The 19,544-nt window shown below is 63.6% G+C and carries 16 protein-coding genes; 7 read left to right on the top strand and 9 right to left on the bottom strand.

Features of this window, described 5'->3' with window-relative positions:
• Nucleotides 1-10 precede the first annotated feature (10 nt).
• Entirely contained in the window at nucleotides 11-2,059 is a 2,049-nt protein-coding gene (locus tag ACSS7Z_RS05180; protein WP_438253415.1) for an ABC transporter ATP-binding protein, read from the bottom strand.
• A gap of 215 nt (nucleotides 2,060-2,274) precedes the next feature.
• Here ACSS7Z_RS05180 and ACSS7Z_RS05175 point away from each other — a divergent pair, with 215 nt between their 5' ends.
• Complete coding sequence (locus ACSS7Z_RS05175) at nucleotides 2,275-3,684, top strand: DHA2 family efflux MFS transporter permease subunit (RefSeq protein WP_438253700.1); 1,410 nt, start codon at nucleotides 2,275-2,277, stop codon at nucleotides 3,682-3,684.
• Nucleotides 3,685-3,717: 33 nt separating this feature from the next.
• Here the strand turns inward: ACSS7Z_RS05175 and ACSS7Z_RS05170 are convergent, their stop codons facing one another.
• On the bottom strand, nucleotides 3,718-3,849 hold the full coding sequence (locus ACSS7Z_RS05170) for a hypothetical protein (protein WP_438253414.1): 132 nt from the start codon (nucleotides 3,847-3,849) through the stop codon (nucleotides 3,718-3,720).
• Nucleotides 3,850-3,920: 71 nt separating this feature from the next.
• Between ACSS7Z_RS05170 and ACSS7Z_RS05165 the strand changes: the two genes are divergently transcribed.
• The 3 genes from ACSS7Z_RS05165 to ACSS7Z_RS05155 all read left to right on the top strand — a co-directional run bounded on the left by ACSS7Z_RS05165 (nucleotide 3,921) and on the right by ACSS7Z_RS05155 (nucleotide 5,474).
• Nucleotides 3,921-4,445: a DUF6328 family protein gene (locus ACSS7Z_RS05165; RefSeq protein WP_438253413.1), complete on the top strand. Its 525-nt coding sequence runs from the start codon at nucleotides 3,921-3,923 to the stop codon at nucleotides 4,443-4,445.
• A 26-nt stretch (nucleotides 4,446-4,471) separates the two neighbouring features.
• Nucleotides 4,472-5,044: a 1-acyl-sn-glycerol-3-phosphate acyltransferase gene (locus ACSS7Z_RS05160; protein ID WP_438253412.1), complete on the top strand. Its 573-nt coding sequence runs from the start codon at nucleotides 4,472-4,474 to the stop codon at nucleotides 5,042-5,044.
• A 130-nt stretch (nucleotides 5,045-5,174) separates the two neighbouring features.
• Nucleotides 5,175-5,474 carry a Fe-S cluster assembly protein HesB gene (locus ACSS7Z_RS05155; RefSeq protein WP_438253411.1) on the top strand — a complete coding sequence of 100 codons (300 nt, stop codon included), beginning with the start codon at nucleotides 5,175-5,177 and terminating at the stop codon, nucleotides 5,472-5,474.
• Nucleotides 5,475-5,538: 64 nt separating this feature from the next.
• Here the strand turns inward: ACSS7Z_RS05155 and ACSS7Z_RS05150 are convergent, their stop codons facing one another.
• The gene (locus ACSS7Z_RS05150; RefSeq protein ID WP_438253410.1) at nucleotides 5,539-6,885 is read right to left on the bottom strand and encodes a mannitol dehydrogenase family protein; all 1,347 of its coding nucleotides are present in this window, start codon (nucleotides 6,883-6,885) and stop codon (nucleotides 5,539-5,541) included.
• 29 nt (nucleotides 6,886-6,914) lie between these two features.
• A complete protein-coding gene (locus ACSS7Z_RS05145) occupies nucleotides 6,915-7,922 on the bottom strand; it encodes a LacI family DNA-binding transcriptional regulator (protein WP_438253409.1) in 1,008 nt (335 codons plus the stop codon).
• 185 nt (nucleotides 7,923-8,107) lie between these two features.
• Between ACSS7Z_RS05145 and uxaC the strand changes: the two genes are divergently transcribed.
• The 3 genes from uxaC to ACSS7Z_RS05130 are packed head-to-tail and all read left to right on the top strand — an operon-like array spanning nucleotide 8,108 to nucleotide 12,874.
• Nucleotides 8,108-9,646 carry a glucuronate isomerase gene (gene uxaC, locus ACSS7Z_RS05140; RefSeq protein ID WP_438253408.1) on the top strand — a complete coding sequence of 513 codons (1,539 nt, stop codon included), beginning with the start codon at nucleotides 8,108-8,110 and terminating at the stop codon, nucleotides 9,644-9,646.
• On the top strand, nucleotides 9,643-10,878 hold the full coding sequence (gene manD / locus ACSS7Z_RS05135) for a D-mannonate dehydratase ManD (protein WP_438253407.1): 1,236 nt from the start codon (nucleotides 9,643-9,645) through the stop codon (nucleotides 10,876-10,878). The genes uxaC and manD overlap by 4 nt, the downstream gene beginning before the upstream one ends.
• Nucleotides 10,879-10,915: 37 nt before the next feature.
• The gene (locus tag ACSS7Z_RS05130) at nucleotides 10,916-12,874 is read left to right on the top strand and encodes an alpha-glucuronidase (protein WP_438253406.1); all 1,959 of its coding nucleotides are present in this window, start codon (nucleotides 10,916-10,918) and stop codon (nucleotides 12,872-12,874) included.
• Between the two features lie 31 nt (nucleotides 12,875-12,905).
• Here the strand turns inward: ACSS7Z_RS05130 and ACSS7Z_RS05125 are convergent, their stop codons facing one another.
• The 5 genes from ACSS7Z_RS05125 to ACSS7Z_RS05105 all read right to left on the bottom strand — a co-directional run bounded on the left by ACSS7Z_RS05125 (nucleotide 12,906) and on the right by ACSS7Z_RS05105 (nucleotide 19,375).
• Nucleotides 12,906-14,924, bottom strand: coding sequence for a beta-galactosidase (locus tag ACSS7Z_RS05125; RefSeq protein ID WP_438253405.1), 2,019 nt, complete (start codon nucleotides 14,922-14,924; stop codon nucleotides 12,906-12,908).
• A complete protein-coding gene (locus ACSS7Z_RS05120) occupies nucleotides 14,921-15,676 on the bottom strand; it encodes a DUF624 domain-containing protein (protein ID WP_438253404.1) in 756 nt (251 codons plus the stop codon). Before ACSS7Z_RS05120 ends, ACSS7Z_RS05125 begins: the two co-directional genes overlap by 4 nt.
• 75 nt (nucleotides 15,677-15,751) lie before the next feature.
• Nucleotides 15,752-17,413: an ABC transporter substrate-binding protein gene (locus ACSS7Z_RS05115; RefSeq protein ID WP_438253403.1), complete on the bottom strand. Its 1,662-nt coding sequence runs from the start codon at nucleotides 17,411-17,413 to the stop codon at nucleotides 15,752-15,754.
• Nucleotides 17,414-17,456: 43 nt separating this feature from the next.
• Entirely contained in the window at nucleotides 17,457-18,389 is a 933-nt protein-coding gene (locus ACSS7Z_RS05110; protein WP_438253402.1) for a carbohydrate ABC transporter permease, read from the bottom strand.
• Nucleotides 18,383-19,375, bottom strand: a complete 993-nt coding sequence (locus ACSS7Z_RS05105) for an ABC transporter permease (protein ID WP_438253401.1) — start codon at nucleotides 19,373-19,375, stop codon at nucleotides 18,383-18,385. The genes ACSS7Z_RS05110 and ACSS7Z_RS05105 overlap by 7 nt, the downstream gene beginning before the upstream one ends.
• Between the last annotated feature and the right edge of the window lie 169 nt (nucleotides 19,376-19,544).

Genomic DNA, 19,544 nt, shown 5'->3' with positions numbered 1-19,544 from the left:
TGGAGGCTGTTCAGGCCTCCGCGGGATACACGCGTGTGTCGTTGCTCGGCCCGTCCAGAAGCGGCACGGGAGCGGTGAGCGCGGCAACAGCATCTGCTCCGGCTGAGTCCTCCGGCGCACGGTCAGCGCGTCGATCAAGGAAAGCCGCGGCTACTCCCCCGGCGACGGTTCCCTCGACGATGGCCTCGGTTTCCAGGACGCGGGTTGCCGCAACCTGCTCGGCTGCGAGTTCGGAGTAGAGCCCGCCGCGCGCCAGCAGTTCGCTGTGCGTGCCCGACTCCACGATCCGCCCAGCTTCGAGCACATGGATGACATCGGCACCCATCACTGTCGACAGTCGATGTGCGATCGAGATGGTTGTGCGGCCCTTCGCCGCCTCATCGAGAGCTGTCTGCACGACACGTTCCGACACGGTGTCCAGCGCCGAGGTCGCTTCGTCCAGCAGGAGAACCGGCGGGTCCTTCAGCAGCACGCGCGCGATCGCGATGCGCTGCTTCTCGCCGCCGGAAAGGCGATAGCCGCGTTCGCCGACGACCGTATCGTAGCCGTGCTCGAACCCGGCGATGATGTGGTGAATGTTCGCACTGGTGCAGGCCGCGATGAGCTCTTCCTCTGACGCCCCTGGCTTCGCGTAGAGCAGGTTCTCCCGGATCGTGGCATGGAACAGATAGGTCTCCTGCGAGACGATGCCGACGTCATCGATGATCGAGCCCTGCGTCAGGGTTCGCACATCCGCTCCGGCGAACAGCACCGAACCGCCATGAGCTTCGTACAGTCGCGGCGCGAGATACAGCACGGTGGTCTTGCCCGCGCCCGACGGCCCGACAAAGGCCACATGCTGTCCGGGCTCCGCGACGAAGGAGACGCTTTGCAGGGTCGGTCGGGCATCGGCTGCAGCATCCGGGTAGCGAAAGACGACGTCCTGGAACTCGACCTGTCCACGCGGACCGGGCGCCACATCGACCGATACGGCATCCGGCGCATCTTCGATCTCAGGAACCAGGTCGAGGTACTCGAAAATGCGGGCGAAGAGCGCCGAGGACGTCTGCAGATCCAGCGAGACACGCATGAGCCCCATCAGCGGTTGCAGGAGCCGTGCCTGGACGGTCGTGAACGCGACGACGGTTCCGGCCGTGATCGCTCCCTCGCCGCCGGCGATCAGATACCCGGACACGAGGTAGATCACCGCGGGAACGGATGCCATCAGCACCTGCACGACCGCGAAGAAACCCTGACCGCTCATTGCTCTGCGCACCTGCAGCTTCACCTGGTTGCGGTTCTCGTCCTGGTAACGCTGCGATTCTGCGCGCTGACGGTTGAACGACTTCGACAGCAGCATGCCTGAGACGCTCAGGGTCTCCTGGGTGATGGAGGTCAGCTCACTCAGCGATTCCTGGGTCTCGCCCGCGATGCGTGCGCGCACCTGCCCCACCCGGCGCTGCACGATGATCAGGAATGGCATCAGCACAACCGCGATGAGGGTCAGGCGCCAATCGATCAAGATCATGGCGACGAGTGAGGCGATGACGGTGACGATATTGCCGAGGATGCTGGTGACCGTATTGGTCAGCACACCGGACACTCCCCCGACATCGTTCTGCAGGCGGGATTGGATGACGCCGGTCTTCGTTCGCGTGAAGAACCCCAGCTCCATCGCCTGCAGATGCTCGAACAGGCGCACGCGCAGATCGCCGGTGACGTTGTTTCCGACCGTCGAGGTGAGCCAGGTCTGCGCGATGCCGAGGAGGGCGGAGAGGAGGAAGAGGCCGACCATGAAGACCACGAGTCGGATGAGCAGCCCGATCTCGGGGCCGCCTCCGTCGACGGGGAACAGCGCATCATCGAAGATGCGCTGCACGATCAGTGGCGGGATGACGGCGATGGCGGCACCGACGACGACGAGGAAGCCGGTGGCGATGATCCGTCCGCGGTACGGGCGGAACAATCCAACGACACGCTTACCCAGACCGGTGATCCGCGGCGCCTCGGCATTCAAACGCTTCTGCGCCGCCTCGTCAACACCACGAAATCCGCCGCCGCGACCGCCGCCCATGCTCATTCGGTCAGCCTATCCGCAACAAAATCTGCGGAGGCGGGAACAAGGATGACAGCCGCAGGGTTATCCTGGAGCGTTGCCCTAGAACGAATGCCTCATCTGTCGGCTCCGTCTCAGGCCTACCGCCACACCCAAACCACTGAGGAGACGCCTTGGCCACCGCATCGACCGGTTCCCTTCCCACCGTGAAGCCGCAGCCGCTGATCGCACCATCCGATATGCGGGTGATCTGGCTGCTGCTGGTCGCCGCCTTCGTCGCGATTCTCAACGAGACGACCATGGGCATCGCGATCCCGCATCTCAACACCGATCTCGGCATCCCGCCCGAACTCGGTCAGTGGCTGACGAGTGCGTTCATGCTGACGATGGCGATCATCATCCCGACCACCGGCTTCCTGCTGCAGCGTTTCACGACCCGGCAGGTCTTCATCGCGGCGATGACGTCGTTCTCGCTTGGAACGCTGGTCTGCCTCGTCGCTCCCGGGTTCGAGATCCTGCTCCTGGGCCGGGTGATTCAGGCCGGCGGCACCGGAATCATGATGCCGCTGCTGATGACCACGATGATGAACGTCGTGCCGCCGCAGTCGCGTGGCCGAATGATGGGCCGCGTCGGCCTCGTGATCTCGCTTGCCCCCGCGATCGGGCCGACGCTCGCCGGCGCCGTACTTGAGACGCTGAGCTGGCGCGCTCTGTTCGCCATCGTTCTGCCGATCGCGATCGTCGCGCTGCTGATGGGCGCGAAGTGGATGACGAATCTCGGCGAGACGACGGATGCTCCGATCGATGTGCTCTCCATCGTCCTGTCCGTATTCGGCTTCGGCGGCGTCGTCTACGGCCTCAGCCAGTTCGGCGGCGAGGGTGAATCGGGCGGAGCGACCATCGGCGTGCTCTCGCTCACCATCGGCGCTGTTGGGCTGGCACTGTTCGTCTGGCGTCAGCTTCTGTTGCAGCGCAAGGATGACGCGCTGCTCGATCTGCGCGTGTTCCGCTCCGGCAACTACACGATCGCGGTGATCGTCATGGCGATCCTGGCTCTGTCGATGTTCGGCACGCTGACGCTGCTGCCGCAGTACCTCCAGAACGTCGCCGGTCTCGATGCACTCCAGTCTGGCCTGATCCTGCTGCCCGGATCCGTGCTGATGGGCCTGTTGGGCCCGATCATGGGACGCGTCTACGACGCGCGCGGCACGCGCACCCTCCTGGTTCCCGGCACCATCATGGTCTCGGCCGCGCTGTTCTTCTACTCGACCGTCGGCGAGCACACCGTATGGTGGCTGCTGGTGATCGCGCAGACGATCATGTCGGTCGGGCTCGCCATGTCCTTCACGCCGTTGTTCTCGGCGTCACTCGGGTCGCTCCAGCGTCACCTGTACTCGCATGGGTCCGCCGCGCTGAACACCATTCAGCAGGTCGGCGGTGCCGCCGGGGTTGCTGTCCTCACGGTGACGTACTCCTCGATGCTGCACGCGGGTGAGAGCGAAGGCCTGTCGACGGCGGTCGCTGGCGCTCCCGGCGCGCGGCTGGCGTTCTTGATCGCCGCGATCATCTCACTGGGTGCGGTCGCGTTGAGCGCATTCGTGAAGAAGCCGGCAGATGACATCGGCGAGGGCGTGCACGGCGGTCACTGAGACTGCTGCGGGATCGTCGCCGAGGCGCGGTGCCTATTCGGCGGGCGTTGAGCAGGAGCCGCCGCAGCAGGATCCCGCTTCGGCATCGCCCAGCAGGTTGAGTCCTGCAGGAGCAGTAAGAGGCTGAACGTTCGCAGTGGCGTCTGAGGACGGCAAGGTGGTCATGGCTCCATGCTACGCCGGTATTCGGGTGCAAGGGTCTGGACAAGATCGCGCGCGCCATTGAGACTCGAGCCATGAATCGAGATGTCGAAGCCGACCACCTTCGCGGTGACGGGCGCGATGAGTCCGCCAACGAACGGGCCGATCGCAACTGGGAAGAACTGATGCAGGAGCTGCGTGTGATGCAGACCGGCACGCAAGTGCTGTCCGGCTTCCTGCTCGCGGTGGCCTTCCAGCCGCGTTTCGCCGACCTCGATGCTGTGCAGCGAACGCTTTATCTCGTTCTTGTGGGCCTGGCGGCACTGGCGACCATCCTGTCGTTGACGCCGGTGGGGATGCACCGATCACTGTTCGGCATGCGGCGCAAGCCGGACCTGGTGCGCTTCGGAGCACGAATCGTGAAGGCCAACCTCGTCGTGGTCGGAGCCCTGAGTGTCGGGGTGACCACGCTGATCGTCGACTTCACGCTGCAGCGAGATTTCGCCGTGGTCGTGCTCATCGTCGGCGCGATTATCGTGTTGGGGCTGTGGCTCGTGCTGCCGCTGGTAGTCGCCCGACGTCGACGCTCTGGGGCGTCCACGGGCCCTCGAGCAGGCTGAGCGCGCGCATCGCATACTGTTGAGGAATGCCTCGTCTTCTCGCCCGCATCTTCTGGGCGTTCAGCCGCTGGAAGCTGGTCGGCTCCGCGGCCCCCGGTCGCCCCACAGTGCTCATCGGGGCACCGCACACATCGAACTGGGACTTTGTTCTGATGCTCGCGATCGCCTGGCGCCTGGGAATCGACGTGCGCTGGCTCGGCAAGAAGAGTCTGTTCGCCGGCTGGCGCGAACCGATCATGCGCCGTCTCGGCGGCATTCCTGTCGATCGTTCCGATCCGGGTCAGGTCGTTTCAGACGTCGTCACCCGCATCCGCGGTGGTGAGGTGTTCGGACTGGTCGTCACCCCTGACGGCACACGAGGCTCCAACACGTACTGGAAATCCGGTTTCTACCGCATCGCTCGTGAAGCACAGATGCCGGTGACACTCGGCTTTGTCGATCGGACCACGATGACCACGGGGCTGGGACCGACCTTCGAGCTGACCGGTGATGTGGCATCCGATATGGATCGCATCCGTCAGTTCTATGCGGACAAGGCGGGTCTGCGCCCTGAGCTGCGTACCGAGCCGCGCCTGCGTGACGAAGGCGCGGAGACCTGAGTTCGCGACGGCGCAGGTGAGAGGTTCCTCCGAACAGCTGAGGTGGGCTTGAAGACGAAGCCCGATTGAGGAATCGTGGCCCGGACATGTTCTGTCTGGAACATGTCCTCAACCCGGAAGGAAAAGCCTCGTGCTCACCCTGACCGAAAATGCAGATGCTGTTGTAACCACCATCGTCGGCCGAGAGGATGCCAGCGCTGACGCGGGGCTGCGCATTCAGACCGCCGATGGACAGGGCCCGAGCGGCGAAGCACGCTTCGCCGTTCACGTCGTGCCCTCCCCTGAACCCGCTGATGTCGTCGTTGAAGGCGCAGGCAGCCGGGTCTTCCTGGAACCAAATGCCGCCGAGACGCTTTCCGACAAGGTGCTCGATGCCGATGTCGATGATCAGGGCGCCGTCAGCTTCACGATCTTGCCGCAGCCGGTTTGATCTGAGAACAGCGTGGGGTGGGGTGCTGCGGCATCCCACCCCACCTCTGTCTAGAACGGGTCGTTCAACGCATGAGCGCAACCAGCATCTCGCGGGCAGCCTCTGCTGACGACGCGTTCTCCACGATGAGTCGCAGCTCGTCCGATCGGGGATCGACCAGCGGGCGACTCGCGTTCACCTCCGCAATGACGAACGCTGCCCACTCCTGATAGGCCCGCGCGATCCCTGGAGCGCTTCTGCCTGCTGCGCGGAGTTCCGCGCGTACGGTTCCCCACCGCACCGGAAGCTTCTGGGTCGCATCGGCGGCGATACGTCGCGTCGTGTCGATGATGACCGGGTTGGCGAAGCGATCAATGATCTCGTCTGAATAGGCGAGCAGATCCATGCCCGCGGGCGCTGACAGACTCGCCTTCGCATCCTCCTGCACTGCTCGAGCCGCTGCCACGACCTCGCGATCGCCCATCGCTGCGGCAACGGTGTCGTGCCCCCGCCGGGCCCCCGCATAGGCGATGACCGAATGGGCACCGTTCAAAAGCCTCAGCTTTGCGCGTTCGTAGGCGTCCACATCCGACGTGATGATCGCACCGCTGCTCTCCCAGTCCGGCCGGGGGCCAGCGAAATCGTCTTCGATGACCCACTGCATGAACGGCTCCCCGATGACCGCGCCGTCATCGCGCAATCCCAGCAGATCTTCCGCGACAGATCCCCACTCCGGCGTCGTCGCCGGCACGATCCGATCGACCATGCTCCCCGGAAAGGTGATCGAATCGGATACCCACCGCCGCAGGTCGGTTCCCTCCGCATCCGGAAATGCCGTTTCGATAGCCTCCGAGACAAGCCGGCGCACAATCGCACCGTTGCCCGCCAGGTTGTCGCAGCTGAGCACGGTGAGAGGCGTGCGTCCTGCGCGCCACCGCGCGACGAGCCCGCGCACGAGCAGACCGATCGTGGTGGACGCCGGCGCGGCACGGTGCTGGTCGTGTGCCAGGGCGTCAAGATCCGCGGCAACGGCGTCGAGGTCAAGAGAGCCGTCTGCCCGCCGGGAATACCCCTTCTCCGTCACGGTGAGGGTGATGATGTGGGTCGTCGGCGCGGCCATCACCGCAAGGATCCGCTCGGTCTCCTCCCCTGTCCACGCCACATCCACGACAGAGCCCACAAGTTGTGAGCTGATTCCCGAGGCACCCGCGGTGACCACCGAATACAACCCGTCCTGGGCCACAAGCTGGTCTCGAACGGTCGGCGAGCGGTGCGTTACGCCGAGGATCCCCCACCGCAGATCACCAGCACGCATCGCCTGCTGGGTATATACAGCCTGGTGCGCACGATGAAAGGCGCCGATGCCCAAATGCACAATGCCGATCTGCGTCGGAGCGACGGGCGTTTCCATTCCGGCCGGCAAGCTGTTCATCACGGCAGCACGGCTGAGCCGCGCCAGCGTCATCGTGCTGCGCTCGGCGGCACCGATGTACTATCCCTCACCCGCAGTGTGACCGCGAGTTCCACCGCAGCCGGATCGCTCGCCGGCGTTCGCAATCGGCGTCGCTCCAGATCCAGCACCAGTTCGTCGACGGCTCGCGCACCGATATCGACGAGCCCCGCACGAACGCTGGTCAGCGTCGGTGACGTGAGCTGGGCAACATAGGTGTCATCGAATCCGATCACGCTAATGTCCTCCGGGATTCGCTTTCCTCGCGTTCGCAGACGGTCCATGAGTCCCACCGCCATCAGGTCGTTGTAAGCAATCGCGGCTGTCGCCCCGGCAGCTACGACGAGATCAGCCGCAGCGCGGCCGCCTTCGACGTGCGGGAGGAAGGATCCCACCGACACGAGGTCGGTGTCGGCGAAGTTCTCCCCGGCCTGATGCAACGCCGCACGACGCTGCTCATCTGACCAGGAGCGTTCCGGTCCGCCGACGTACGCGATGCGGCGATGGCCCAGTGCCCGCAGATGTTCAACCGCGAGCATCATCCCGGCTGCGTTATCGGCGGTCACTGACATCTGGCCTTCGACGACGCGATTGACCAGCACGACAGGACGCGAGCCGAGAATCTCCAGATCTGACTCCACAGCGCGCGGTGAGCACAGCACGATCCCGTCCGTCTGATTCTTGAGCTCTCGCACCAGCTCGATCTCCAGATGCGCGTCCTCACCGGAGTCGACGACGAACGACGCTCTGCCCGTGGCACGAGCGCGGTTCTGCACACCCTTCACGATCGAAGCGAAGTACGGGTTCTCCAGATCGGGAACGACCAGGCCGATCACACCGGTGCGGCCTGCGCGCAGGCCCGACGCTGCGCGGTTCGGATGGTAGCCGAGTCGGTTCGCGGCGGCGACGACTCGCTCACGAGTAGCTACGGCGACGCGCTCGGGCTCCGCGAGGGCCCGAGACACCGTTGAGATCGATAGGCCGCATTCTTCTGCGACGTCCTTCGCGGTGACCGCCAATGCCGCCTCCTCATCGTGGACTGTGGTGCGTCCAGGGTATCCATGCCAGTGCAACCAGCATGCTGATTGCCAAAAATTATCAACCTCTACGAACGATTGTAGTCAACTATCACCTAGAAACTGCAACCTTGACGGTGCGGGCTGATGCCATAGACTGCAAACGTTCGCATTCGTCGAGGAGAGCTATGACGCGCCCTGTACCACCGCCACGAGCCTGGAACTTGCACCCAGACCGGGCACTTCCTGCTGAGCCGAGCGTGCGATCCGCAGCGCGTGAGATTCTGGCGCAGACCTCCGCTCTTCCCATCCTTTCGATGCATGGCCATGTCGAATCGGCCCTGCTCGCGGCCGATGCTCCGTTCGAGAACCCGGCAGCGCTGTTCGTCACGCCCGATCACTATCTGCTGCGCATGCTCGTCGCGCAGAGCACGTCTCCCGACGGCTCCCCGGGCGTGCGCGGAGTGCAGAGTCTCGGCGTCCCCCCGGCGAACCGCGCACCCTCTGGGGTCGAAGCCGCGGAACAGAGCCCTCGGGAGATCTGGCGGCGGTTCTGCGCGGGGTGGCACCTGTTCCGCGGCACCCCAACGAGATACTGGCTCGAACACGTGCTCATCGAAGTCTTCGAGGTCGCGGAACGCCCCTCGGCAGCATCCGCCGACCGAATCTATGACCATCTCATGGAGCGTCTCCGAGCTCCCGAGTTCCGGCCCCGCGCGCTCTTCGAACTGTTCGGCATCGAGACGCTTGCCACCACCGACCCTGCGGAATCCTCGCTCAGCCATCATGCGCAACTGGCAGCACAGGGGTGGGCTGATCGCGTCATACCGACATTCCGTCCCGACTCGCTGCTGCACGTGTCGTCTTCCGATTGGGCCGAGCGGATCCTGTCGCTGGGGGCGAGCGCGCACATCGACGTGCACGACTACCGAACGTACCTCGAAGCGCTGCGAGCACAGCGGCAGTCGTTCATCGCGGCGGGCGCCCGAGCGACAGATCACGGGCACATGAGCGCCGACACCACACCGCTTGATCCCGCCGAAGCATCCCGCATCTTCACTGCTGCTCTGCGCGGACAGACGACGCCGGCGCAAAGCCGCGCTTTCGCTGCGCACATGTTGTTCGAGATGGCCGCGATGTCCGTCGATGATGGACTCACGATGCAGGTGCATCCCGGCGTTCAGCGCGACCACTCGTCATCAGCGATGTCGCGCTACGGTCACGACATCGGTTACGACATTCCGGTTCCGACGGATTATGTGCACGGACTTCGCCCGGTGCTGGATGCTTTCGGCCATCATCCGAACTTCCGCATGATCGCGTTCACGGTCGACGAGACCACGTTCTCTCGGGAGCTTGCTCCCCTGGCCGGCGTCTACCCGGCACTCCGGCTCGGGGCACCGTGGTGGTTCCTGGATTCACCCGATGGCATGCGCCGGTTCCGGGAAGCGATCACCGATACGGCGGGCTTCTACAACACCAGTGGCTTCGTCGATGACACCCGCGCGTTCTGCTCGATCCCCGCCCGTCACGATCTCGCTCGTCGAATCGATGCCGGATACCTGGGAAGACTCGTCTGCGAGCACCGGCTCGACATCGATGAGGCGATCGAGACCGCAGCAGATCTCGCCTACCATCTACCGAAAAAGGCGTATCCACGCCCGTCGTCTGCCCCGAAGCACTCCAGCCCCACAGCTTCGGACCACCTTGAGAGGACTCCCGCATGACCGGCACCCGCATCCGTTCCGCCGAGGTGCTCGTCACCAGCCCGAGTCGTAATTTCGTGACATTGCGCATCACAACCGAGGATGGCGTCACAGGACTCGGCGATGCCACGTTGAACGGCCGGGAGCTCTCGGTGGTCTCGTATCTGCGCGACCATGTCGTCCCCCTGCTGATCGGACGAGACGCTCATACGATCGAAGACACCTGGCAGTTTCTCTATCGAAGCGCGTACTGGCGTCGCGGCCCTGTGACGATGGCCGCGATCGCTGCCGTCGATGTCGCCCTGTGGGACATCAAGGCGAAGATCGCGGGGATGCCGCTGTACCAGCTCCTGGGAGGCGCCTCGCGCTCCGGGATCATGGCGTACGGTCATGCTTCCGGCCGCGACATCCCGGAACTCTTCGATTCGATCCGCCATCACCTCGACATGGGGTTCCGCTCGATTCGCGTGCAGACCTCCGTTCCCGGTGTGAATGCGGTGTACGGCGTCGCCGCTCAGCCGGCCGCGGGAGGTCGATACGACTACGAACCCGCACAGCGAATCCCGCTGCCCGCGGAGGAGGACTGGGACACGCGGGCCTACCTTCGCCATCTGCCCGGAGTGTTCGAGGCCGTGCGCAACGAGTTCGGCGCCGAGCTTCCGCTGCTGCACGACGGTCACCACCGCATGACCCCGATCCAGGCGGCGAAGCTTGGCAAGGAACTTGAGCCCTACGACCTGTTCTGGCTCGAGGACTGCACCCCCGCCGAGAATCAGGAGGCGCTGCGCCTGGTCCGTCAGCACACCACGACGCCCTTGGCCATCGGCGAGGTCTTCAACACGGTGTGGGACTACCAGACCCTGATCCGTGAGCAGCTCATCGACTACGTGCGCTCCGCGGTGACGCACACCGGCGGCATCACCGGGGTTCGCCGTATCCTCGACTTCGCAGCGCAGTATCAGATCAAATCCGGCATCCATGGCCCCACCGATATCTCCCCGGTCGGCATGGCCGCGGCCCTGCACCTGGATCTCGCGATCCACAACTTCGGCATTCAGGAGTACATGCAGCACTCGGATGCGACCAACGAGGTATTCCGGTCGTCCTTCACCTTCACCGACGGCTATCTGCATCCGGGCAACGAGCCGGGACTCGGCGTCGACTATGCCGATGATGCAGCTGCGGCGTTCGCCTATCAATCGGCGTACCTGCCATTCAACCGGCTTCAGGACGGCACCGTCCACGACTGGTGACCGTGATACCTCCCCTTCCTCACATCGGAGAAACCTCGTGACTTCCCTCCCCCTCGCCCACCCCGCCTGGCTCGCTCCCGGTGCGTTCGCCGCGATACACGGTCGACGCGTACGAATAGACGCCACCGGAGGTCCGGTTGAATCGTTGCGTGCCGACGCCATCGATGCGGGTGGTGTCATCGTCAGCGATGACGCGCAGGCCGATCTCGTCTTCACGCTCGACGAGTCTGTCGACACCGGGTTCCGTCTGGACCGCGCAGAAACGACGACGGTGTCAGCTGCCTCGACGACTTCTCTGCTGCATGGCTGGTTCCATCTCGTTCGGCTCGGGGACCGGGCGTTCAGCCCCGACCTGCCCGCCGGCCATCATCGGCCCGCGCACGCGCTGCGGATGCTGGATCACTGGGACAACGTCATCGTTCACCCTGTGATGGGACAGGTGGAGCGCGGCTACGCCGGTGGCTCGATCTTCTACGACGCCGGAGCTGTGCGCGAAGACCTGCGACGGGTACGCACCTACGCGCGCCTGCTTGCCGCCATCGGCATCGACCGCGTCTCCATCAACAACGTCAACGTCGGCGCCACAGAATCAGAGCTGCTCACCGATCGCCTGGGCGATGTCGAACGCATCGCTGAAGAGTTTCGTGTCTGGGGCGTGCGCGTGCACCTGGCCGTCTCCTTCGCCTCGCCGATGCGGCTGGGCGGGCTGCGCACTGCTGACCCGCTGGATACGAGCGTGCGCCAGTGGTGGGCGGATGCCGCGGCCCGGGTCTGGGACCGCGTTCCGGATTTCGGTGGTTTCCTCGTGAAAGCGGATTCCGAAGGTCAACCCGGCCCGTTCGCCTACGGAAGAAATCACGCGGACGGCGCGAACATGCTCGCGGCAGCCGTGGCACCGCATGGCGGCGTTGTGCACTGGCGAGCCTTCGTCTATAACCACCGCCAGGACTGGCGGGACCGCCGCACTGATCGCGCGCGTGCCGCGTACGACCATTTCACACCTCTGGACGGCTCCTTCGCCGACAACGTCATCGTGCAGGTGAAGCACGGCCCGATGGACTTCCAGACGCGCGAGCCCATCTCACCGGTGCTGGCCGCCATGCCCAGCACCCGCCTCGCCGTAGAGCTGCAGGTGACGCAGGAGTACACCGGTCACCAGAAGCATGTTTGCTATCTCGGTCCGTGGTGGAGCGAGATCCTGAACTCGGCATTGGATGACAGCGGAGCGACGGTTTCTCAGATCGTGGCCGGTGGCGGCGGCATCGCGGCCGTGTCGAATGTGGGTGACGACGCTTTCTGGAGCGGTCATCCGCTCGCGCAGGCCAACCTCTACGCATTCGGCCGACTGGCTTGGGACCCGACGCTTGAGCCGGCGACCGTGCTGGACGAGTGGATCTCGCTGACCTTCGCATCTCCCGATGGCCAGGTGGATGCGGCTGTCCGCGAGACGCTGCACGCGATCATGGATCGTTCATGGGAGACGTATGAGCTGTACACCGCCCCGCTCGGGGTGGGTTTCATGGTCACGCCGGGCTCGCATTACGGCCCTTCCGTCGACGGTTACGAATACTCACCGTGGGGCACCTATCATTTCGCCGATCGTGATGGGGTCGGCGTTGATCGATCCCTCTCCAGCGGCACCGGCTTTGCCGGGCAATATCTCACTCCGCTGCGTCAACAGTATGAAAGCGCCGCAACCTGCCCCGACGAGCTGCTGCTGTTCTTCCATCACGTGCCGTATTCGCACGTACTGCACTCCGGGAGCACGGTGATCCAGCACATCTACGACACGCACTTCGCCGGAGCGGATCGCGTCGATGAGATGGTCGAGCGTTGGGCGACGCTCGACGGACACGTCGAGCGCGCACTGTTCGATCGTGTCGCCGAGCGGCTGGACGAACAGCGACGTTCGGCGCGCGAATGGCGCGATCAGGTGAACACCTATTTCCTGCGTAAGTCAGGTATTCCGGATGCCGCGGGGCGCACGATCCACTGAGGATCGGTGCCCCCGCGGCCTCGGCAGAAGCTCAGCGGTCACTGCGGATGATGAGCACGTCAGTCGGCTTGAGTCGCAACGGCTCGCCAGCAGAGATGTTTCTTCCGGTGAGCACGTCAGTTCCGCCGATGTGCGCGGCCACCTCGACATCGGTGGTGGCGTGGTTCAGGAGGAACGTCGTTCGTTCAGCACCGTTGTCGCGAACGCTCACCTCGAGATCCGCGATGCCGGCGTAGGGCCCGACCAGTCCGTGGCGAGCGAGGATCGTATCGATGATCCATGCCAATCCGGCATCGTCAAGTCCGGTTCCGACGTACCAGGCCTGACCGCTGCCTGGCACGTCGTGGCGGGTCACCGCAGGTGTTCCGGCATAGAAGTCGGCTCCGTACGCTCCCACGACCTCTGCCCCGAGAGGGGTCAGAAGCTCGAACACGAGTTCCGCGGCCGAGACGACCTCGCCAGCCCCCAGCGTCACGGGATTCGCCTCCCCCGGTGCGGCTGAGTCGGTTTCGTCCACCCGCACGCCGAACAGCGCACCGAGCGGGCCCGGCGCATCCGCGAGGAACGCGTTGTCGTCGACGTCGACGCGGCCCGACCAGTACGACGCGACGACGGAACCGCCCCGTCCTGCCACCGCTTCCAGCCGTTCGACGATGTCGCCAGTGAGCATATGCAGCATCGGCGCGATCACGACGTCGTACCGGCTCAGATCCGCCTGTGCGGAGATCACATCGACATCGACATGCGCATTCCACAGCGCGCGGTAGTAACCGAGAACGGTAGGGATGTACTTCGCGTGCCGGTTGAAACCATCTGTCATCTCGGCAGCCCACCACGAGTTCCAGTCGACGAGCAGTGCGATCTTCGCCGGTGTCTTCGCACCTGTGATCGTGTCGCCCACGTGCTCGAACTCGGACCCCAGAACGGCCGCTTCGGTGAACGCGCGTGTGTCGGTTCTGCCGGAGTGATCCAGCACGGCGCCGTGATACTTCTCGCAGGCGCCCTTCGACTGGCGCATCTGGAAGTAGAGCACCGCATCGGCACCGTGCGCCACCGCCTGCCATGACCACAGCCGCAGTACACCAGGACGCTTGACCGGGTTCACATCACGGCTGGCGGTGATGGTGGGAGTCTGCTCCATCACCCAGAACGGTTTGCCGCCCTTGATGCCGCGCATCAGATCGTGGGCGAACGCCATTCGCACATGCTCGCGCGAACCGGGCGGATAGTTGTCCCACGACACGAAGTCAAGATCGTCCGCCCAGGAGTGGTAGTCGAGAGGCCGGTAGGCGCCCATGAAGTTTGTCGTCACCGGTACGTCAGGGTCATGCTCTCGAATGCGCGCCTTCTCCTCGCGGAAGTTCTGCCGCATCGAATCCGATATGAAGCGGCGGTAATCCAGCGTGATGCCTTGGAACGCGGTGTGGTCCGGACCACGCCAATGCTCACTGATCTTGCTCGGTGGCACGATCTGATCCCAGTCGGTGAACAGATGCGACCAGAACGTCGCGTTCCAGGCGTCGTTGAGTCGGTCCAGCGTCTCGTACCGTTCTCGCAGCCACAGACGGAAAGCGACCGCGCAGTTGTCACACCAGCATCCGCCGTCATAGCCCCCGTACTCATTGCCGACATGCCAGGCCACCAGTGCCGGCGTTCCGGCGTATCGCTCGGCGATCCTGCCGGCCAGCTCCGCGGAGAGGCGCCGGTAGACCGGCGAGTTCGGACAGGCGTTATGACGCTGCCCATAGAGGTGGCGCCGCCCTTCGAAGTCGGTGCGGTTGACCTCGGGATACTGCGTCGCAAGCCACGGCGGAAGCGCAGCCGTCGCGGTTGCGAGCACGATATTGCGGCCTCCGGCGACGGCACGCGCAACAATCTCATCGAGACGCGAGAAGTCGTAGGTGCTCTCGTCCGGCTGCAGGTATGACCAGGCGAACACGCCGATGGTCACCGTGTCGATCCCCGCGAGGTCAAATGCTGCGTAGTCGTCTTCCCAGACCGGACGCGGCCACTGCTCAGGGTTGTAGTCGCCACCATAGAGAATCTTCATTCGCGCTGCGCTTCCAATCGGCTTTCTTCAGGGTTGGGAACAATGAACTGGTCGGCGACTCCTCGGAGCACCGGGCGCTCGTTGCGCAGCAGCAAGGCCGCCCACACCACCGACAGCAGAGTGACGACAAGCTCTGAGGAGAAGATGACGGCGGCGGCAGCGAGCACAAGCAGGGAGAGCACTCCGAGAGAGGAGAGCGGGCGACGGGCCAGGAAGACGACACCGAGCCGGAGCGCGTCCACGAAACGGAACGCGAAGAATGTGCTGATCGCCATCGCATGTACCGCGATCACGGTGAGCGTGGCGAAGATGACGATGAGGACGAGCGCGTAGCCGGTGGAGATACCCGCTGCCTCGCTGTTGGCGAGCGCCATGGCGATCAACGCACCCAGCAGCAGCAGCGGAAGCCACAACCGGAGCACGTCGACGAGGTTGCTGCCGAAACCACGCCAGTACGCCCGCCATGGCGTCGCATCATCATCATGGACGCGGCGAGATAGGGCCGAGGTGCCGGCGGCAAAGGCCGGAGCAAGCGGAATCATGGCCGCCGCATACAACGGAATATTGCTGGCTGAGCGATCCAGAAGCATGACCGCGACGAGCGTGGGCAGTTGGGTGAGGGCCATGAGGAGCCCGATCATCATGTACCAGTAGATGACAGTGGAGGCTCGTCCGAGCGGGCCTTGGCCGAACTCGCGAGCACCGGCTATCGGCTGACGCGGCGGGGCCGGTTCGAACAGAAGCTCAGGCATGTCCGTCTCTCTCATGTCCTCGGAAGGGAGATGCGGCTACCGACCGCATCTCCCTCCCGTATGTGTTGCAGTGAATCAGTTGGCAGACTTCGCCCGCTCGAGTGCGCCGTTCATCGTGTCGATGAGCTGCTTTCCGCCCTGTGCATCGATCTCGGCGACGAAGGCATCCCAGTCGTCGAAGGAGCGCTGCCCGGTGACGAAGGCAGCGGTTGCCGCCATCACGGCATCCTTCAGCTGCGTGTCCAGCAGGGAGTTCTGCTCGAGTTCAATCTCGTCGAGCGGAGCAGCGGGAGCTACCGGGACGATCTCCTTCACAGCGAGCACCTGGTCGGTCCATTCCCGCGTCTCATCTGACATGACAGACTGCAGCAGGTCCTTGGAGGAGCCGTTCGCCAGCAGGAAGACACCGTTGGAGTAGCCGAAGTCTGCGTTGAGCTTCTTGGGTGCGTCCGGGTTGAGAGCGTTCCATCCGATCTCGGGCAACAGCTCGCGCTTGCCGTCAGCATCCTTTGTGAAGGTCTCGCCCTCCACACCCCACTGGGCGAACTCGATGCCCTCGTCGGAGTAGTACAGCCAGTCCACGAACTGCAGCATGGCGAGGAAATTGGCATTGTCCTTCGCGTCGTCCGAGATCATGACGCCGGAGGAAAGCCGGCTGCCTGTGAGGTAACCGCCGGCGGGCCCGCCCGGAAGAACAACCATCTTCAGCGACGCCTCGGTGTTGCCAGCATCCGCGAACTTGCTTCGGTAGCTGTTGATCTCCTGCGTGTTGCCGGAGATAGCAGCGGTCTGACCGGAGACGAACTTCTGAATGGCCTGGTCATCGCTCTGCGTGATTTCGGGGTCGAGCAGACCGGCATCGACAAGACCGGCCGCGTACTCGAGCAGCTCCTTGTAGCCGTCAGTCGTCCCGGTGAACTGGAACTCGCCGGAAGCCTCGTCGAAGCGGTTGTTGCTGTATCCCCAGCCGGCGATCGTGTCGTAGTTGGGGGCGATGTACTGCAGCATCGCACCCAGTGGCTGCGAATCCGTCCATCGGTCTGACATCGCGAAAGAGAGGTCGGGGTTCGCCGCGGTCACCTCGGCCAACTGCTCGGCGAATTCCTCCCAGGTTTCGGGATCTTCGGTGATGCCCGCCTTCTCGAAGAGGTCTTCGCGGATGACCACCGAGTACTGCACGTCGGGGATCTCTCGAACTCCGGGGAGCAGGTAGTACTTGCCATCCGCCTGGCGGTGAGCATCAAGTTCGTCCTGCAGACCCCAGTCCTTCGCCTTCTGTTCGAAGTTGGGCATGTACTGCACGTAGTCCGAGACCGGGAGCACCGCGCCACCCGAGACGAACTGCGTTTCCTGACCGGGATACGTGACCGGAATCAGAGCGGATGCATCGCCTGCTCCCACGAGCAGCGACTTCTTGTTGTCCCAGTCGGCGAGCGGAATATCAGTGCGGTCGAAGGTGACGTTGTTGTCTTCTTCGAGGTGTTTGAAGACCGACCAGTCCTCCTGCACGGAGTAGTTGGGGTGGTCGCGATACATCAGCGAGAACTCGACGGGCTCGGTCGCCTTGAACGTGGTTCCGGCAGCGAAGTCCTCCATCGCTCCGACGGACTGGTCCGCACCGATCTCGCCCGCTGCGCCTTGCTCGCCACCTCCATCCGCGGGTGACGAACATGCTGCGAGTGAGATCGTGAGGGCGGCAACGATGCCGACCGCAACGCGTTTCTGTGACGTTCTCATGGTTCTCCTTAGTGACGGTCTTTCGGGTGGTTTCGTCTCGCGTTCAGCCCTTGACGGAGCCGAGCATCACGCCCGAGACGAAGTACTTCTGGATGAAGGGATAGAGACAGACGATGGGCAAAATGGTGAGCAGCATGGTGACTGATTGGATATTGGCGCCGATTTGGACGGCATCCCCCGCTCCACCGGTGATCGCCTCGGTGCCGGTGGCCGACGCGATCAGATTCCGGAGATACATGGTCACCGGGAACAGGTTCTTGTCGTCGAGGTAGAGGAATGCGCCGAACCAGGCGTTCCACATGCTCACGGCGTAGAACAGGGTCATCGTCGCCAACACCGCTTTGGACAGCGGCAGCACGACTCGTCCGAGCGTTCCATACGTGGACAGGCCGTCGATGGCCGCTGCTTCTTCCAGTTCCGTTGGGAAGTTCTCGAAGAAGGACTTCATGACGAGCAGGTTGAACACCGAGATCGCACCAGGCAGCACAATCGCCCAAATGGTGTTGCGCATGCCAAGCACGTTGCCGATCAGGATGTAGTTCGGGATCATGCCGCCGGAGAAGAACATCGTGAAAACGGCAACCCCGATGAAGAAGGAGCGCCCCTTCAGATACGGCCGACTGATCGCGTACGCGTACGTTGTCGTCAGCACCATGGCGATCAACGTGCCCAGCACGGTGTACACGATGGTGTTGCGGTAGTTGATCCAGAACATCGGATCGCTCAGCACGACGATGAACGTCTCGGTGTTGAACCCGCGCGGAATGAGGTTCACCTCGCCCGCGGCGATGTATCCCTCCGAAGAGAACGCTTTCGCGAACAGGTTCAGGAACGGATACAGGATCACGCCGGTGATGATCAGGAGAACGATCACGTTGATGACGCGGAACACCCGATACCCGGTCGACTCCCTGATTGCGCCATTCTCGCGCCGCACCGATGCGATGTCGGGGGTGGCGATGGCTTCGGTCACCACAGAGATGCTCCAACCGTGCGGCGCGAAATATAGTTCGCGGAGAGGATAAGGACAAGACCGATCAGCGCCTCGAACAGTCCCACGGCCGTGCCGTAGGAGAACTGCGCTGACTGGATGCCGACGCGATACAGGTAGGTCGAAATGACGTCGGCGGTCGCGTAGATCAGCGGGTTCTGCAGGAGCAGAACCTTTTCAAAACCGACGGCCATGAAAGTGCCGATGTTCAGGATCAGCAGCACCATCATGGTCGGGCGGATGCCGGGAAGAGTGATGTGCCAGGTCTGCTGCCAACGGTTGGCTCCGTCGATGCGAGCAGCTTCGTAGAGTTGATCATCAAGCGTCGACAGCGCCGCGAGGTAGAGGATCGTCCCCCATCCGACCGTCTGCCAGACCTCGGAGGTGATGTAGATGGAGCGGAACCACTCCGGACGCTGCATATAGGAGATCGCATCGCCGCCGAGAGCCTCCACAATCTGGTTGACCGTGCCGTTGAGAGACGTGATCTGAAGCACCAGGCCGGCGACGATCACGATCGACATGAAGTGCGGCAGGTACGAGATCGTCTGCACGATCTTCTTGAATCGGCGCGAGCGCAACTCGTTCAGCATCAACGCCAGCACGATCGGCAGCGGAAAGCAGATCAACAGCGTGAGAGCGCCCAGGATCACCGTGTTCCAGAAAACCTGCCAGAACTGAGCGTTGTTGATGAACATCTCGAAGTAGTAGAAGCCGACCCATTCATCGCCGAGCATCGATCCACCGGGGCGGAAGCGGCGGAACGCGATGATGTTTCCCACCATCGGCGCATACCGAAAGATCAGCAGAAACAGCAACGGCAGGAGCAGGAGCGAGTAGAGCTGCCAGTCTTTTCTCAGCGCTCGTTTCCACGAACGGCCAGGGCGAAGCTTCTTGTCCGCTTTGCGTCGCTGCGCCGGTGTTGGCGCGACCACGGTCGCTTTCGTGCTCAGTTCGTCAATCACCGCCATTGAATGACTCCTTTGTCTTCGCATTCTGGGCTCGGCACACGTGCCGGCGGACGCTCGTGAGTCGAGCGAGAGAAACTATCGTGGACTTCGTCGATAGCGCTTTTCAGAACGTAGACCGCGGGCGCACTGCAAGTCAAGCTAACTTTCAGAAGTAGTCAGAATTTGGCCC

This window comes from Microbacterium wangyouchuni, assembly GCF_051546305.1.
Classification (GTDB): Bacteria; Actinomycetota; Actinomycetes; order Actinomycetales; family Microbacteriaceae; genus Microbacterium.
Note: the sequence above shows the minus strand (reverse complement) of the source record. Positions and strands in the feature narration are given on the sequence as shown.

Excerpts from the sequence above, each read along its gene's own strand:
- ACSS7Z_RS05175 (WP_438253700.1), top strand. The coding sequence starts at position 2,275 with ATGCGGGTGATCTGGCTGCTGCTGGTCGCCGCCTTCGTCGCGATTCTC.
- ACSS7Z_RS05105 (WP_438253401.1), bottom strand. The coding sequence starts at position 19,375 with ATGGCGGTGATTGACGAACTGAGCACGAAAGCGACCGTGGTCGCGCCA.
- uxaC (WP_438253408.1), top strand. The coding sequence starts at position 8,108 with ATGACGCGCCCTGTACCACCGCCACGAGCCTGGAACTTGCACCCAGAC.
- ACSS7Z_RS05180 (WP_438253415.1), bottom strand. The coding sequence starts at position 2,059 with ATGAGCATGGGCGGCGGTCGCGGCGGCGGATTTCGTGGTGTTGACGAG.
- ACSS7Z_RS05115 (WP_438253403.1), bottom strand. The coding sequence starts at position 17,413 with ATGAGAACGTCACAGAAACGCGTTGCGGTCGGCATCGTTGCCGCCCTC.
- ACSS7Z_RS05150 (WP_438253410.1), bottom strand. The coding sequence starts at position 6,885 with ATGAACAGCTTGCCGGCCGGAATGGAAACGCCCGTCGCTCCGACGCAG.
- ACSS7Z_RS05160 (WP_438253412.1), top strand. The coding sequence starts at position 4,472 with ATGCCTCGTCTTCTCGCCCGCATCTTCTGGGCGTTCAGCCGCTGGAAG.
- manD (WP_438253407.1), top strand. The coding sequence starts at position 9,643 with ATGACCGGCACCCGCATCCGTTCCGCCGAGGTGCTCGTCACCAGCCCG.
- ACSS7Z_RS05165 (WP_438253413.1), top strand. The coding sequence starts at position 3,921 with ATGAATCGAGATGTCGAAGCCGACCACCTTCGCGGTGACGGGCGCGAT.
- ACSS7Z_RS05170 (WP_438253414.1), bottom strand. The coding sequence starts at position 3,849 with ATGACCACCTTGCCGTCCTCAGACGCCACTGCGAACGTTCAGCCTCTT.
- ACSS7Z_RS05120 (WP_438253404.1), bottom strand. The coding sequence starts at position 15,676 with ATGCCTGAGCTTCTGTTCGAACCGGCCCCGCCGCGTCAGCCGATAGCC.
- ACSS7Z_RS05125 (WP_438253405.1), bottom strand. The coding sequence starts at position 14,924 with ATGAAGATTCTCTATGGTGGCGACTACAACCCTGAGCAGTGGCCGCGT.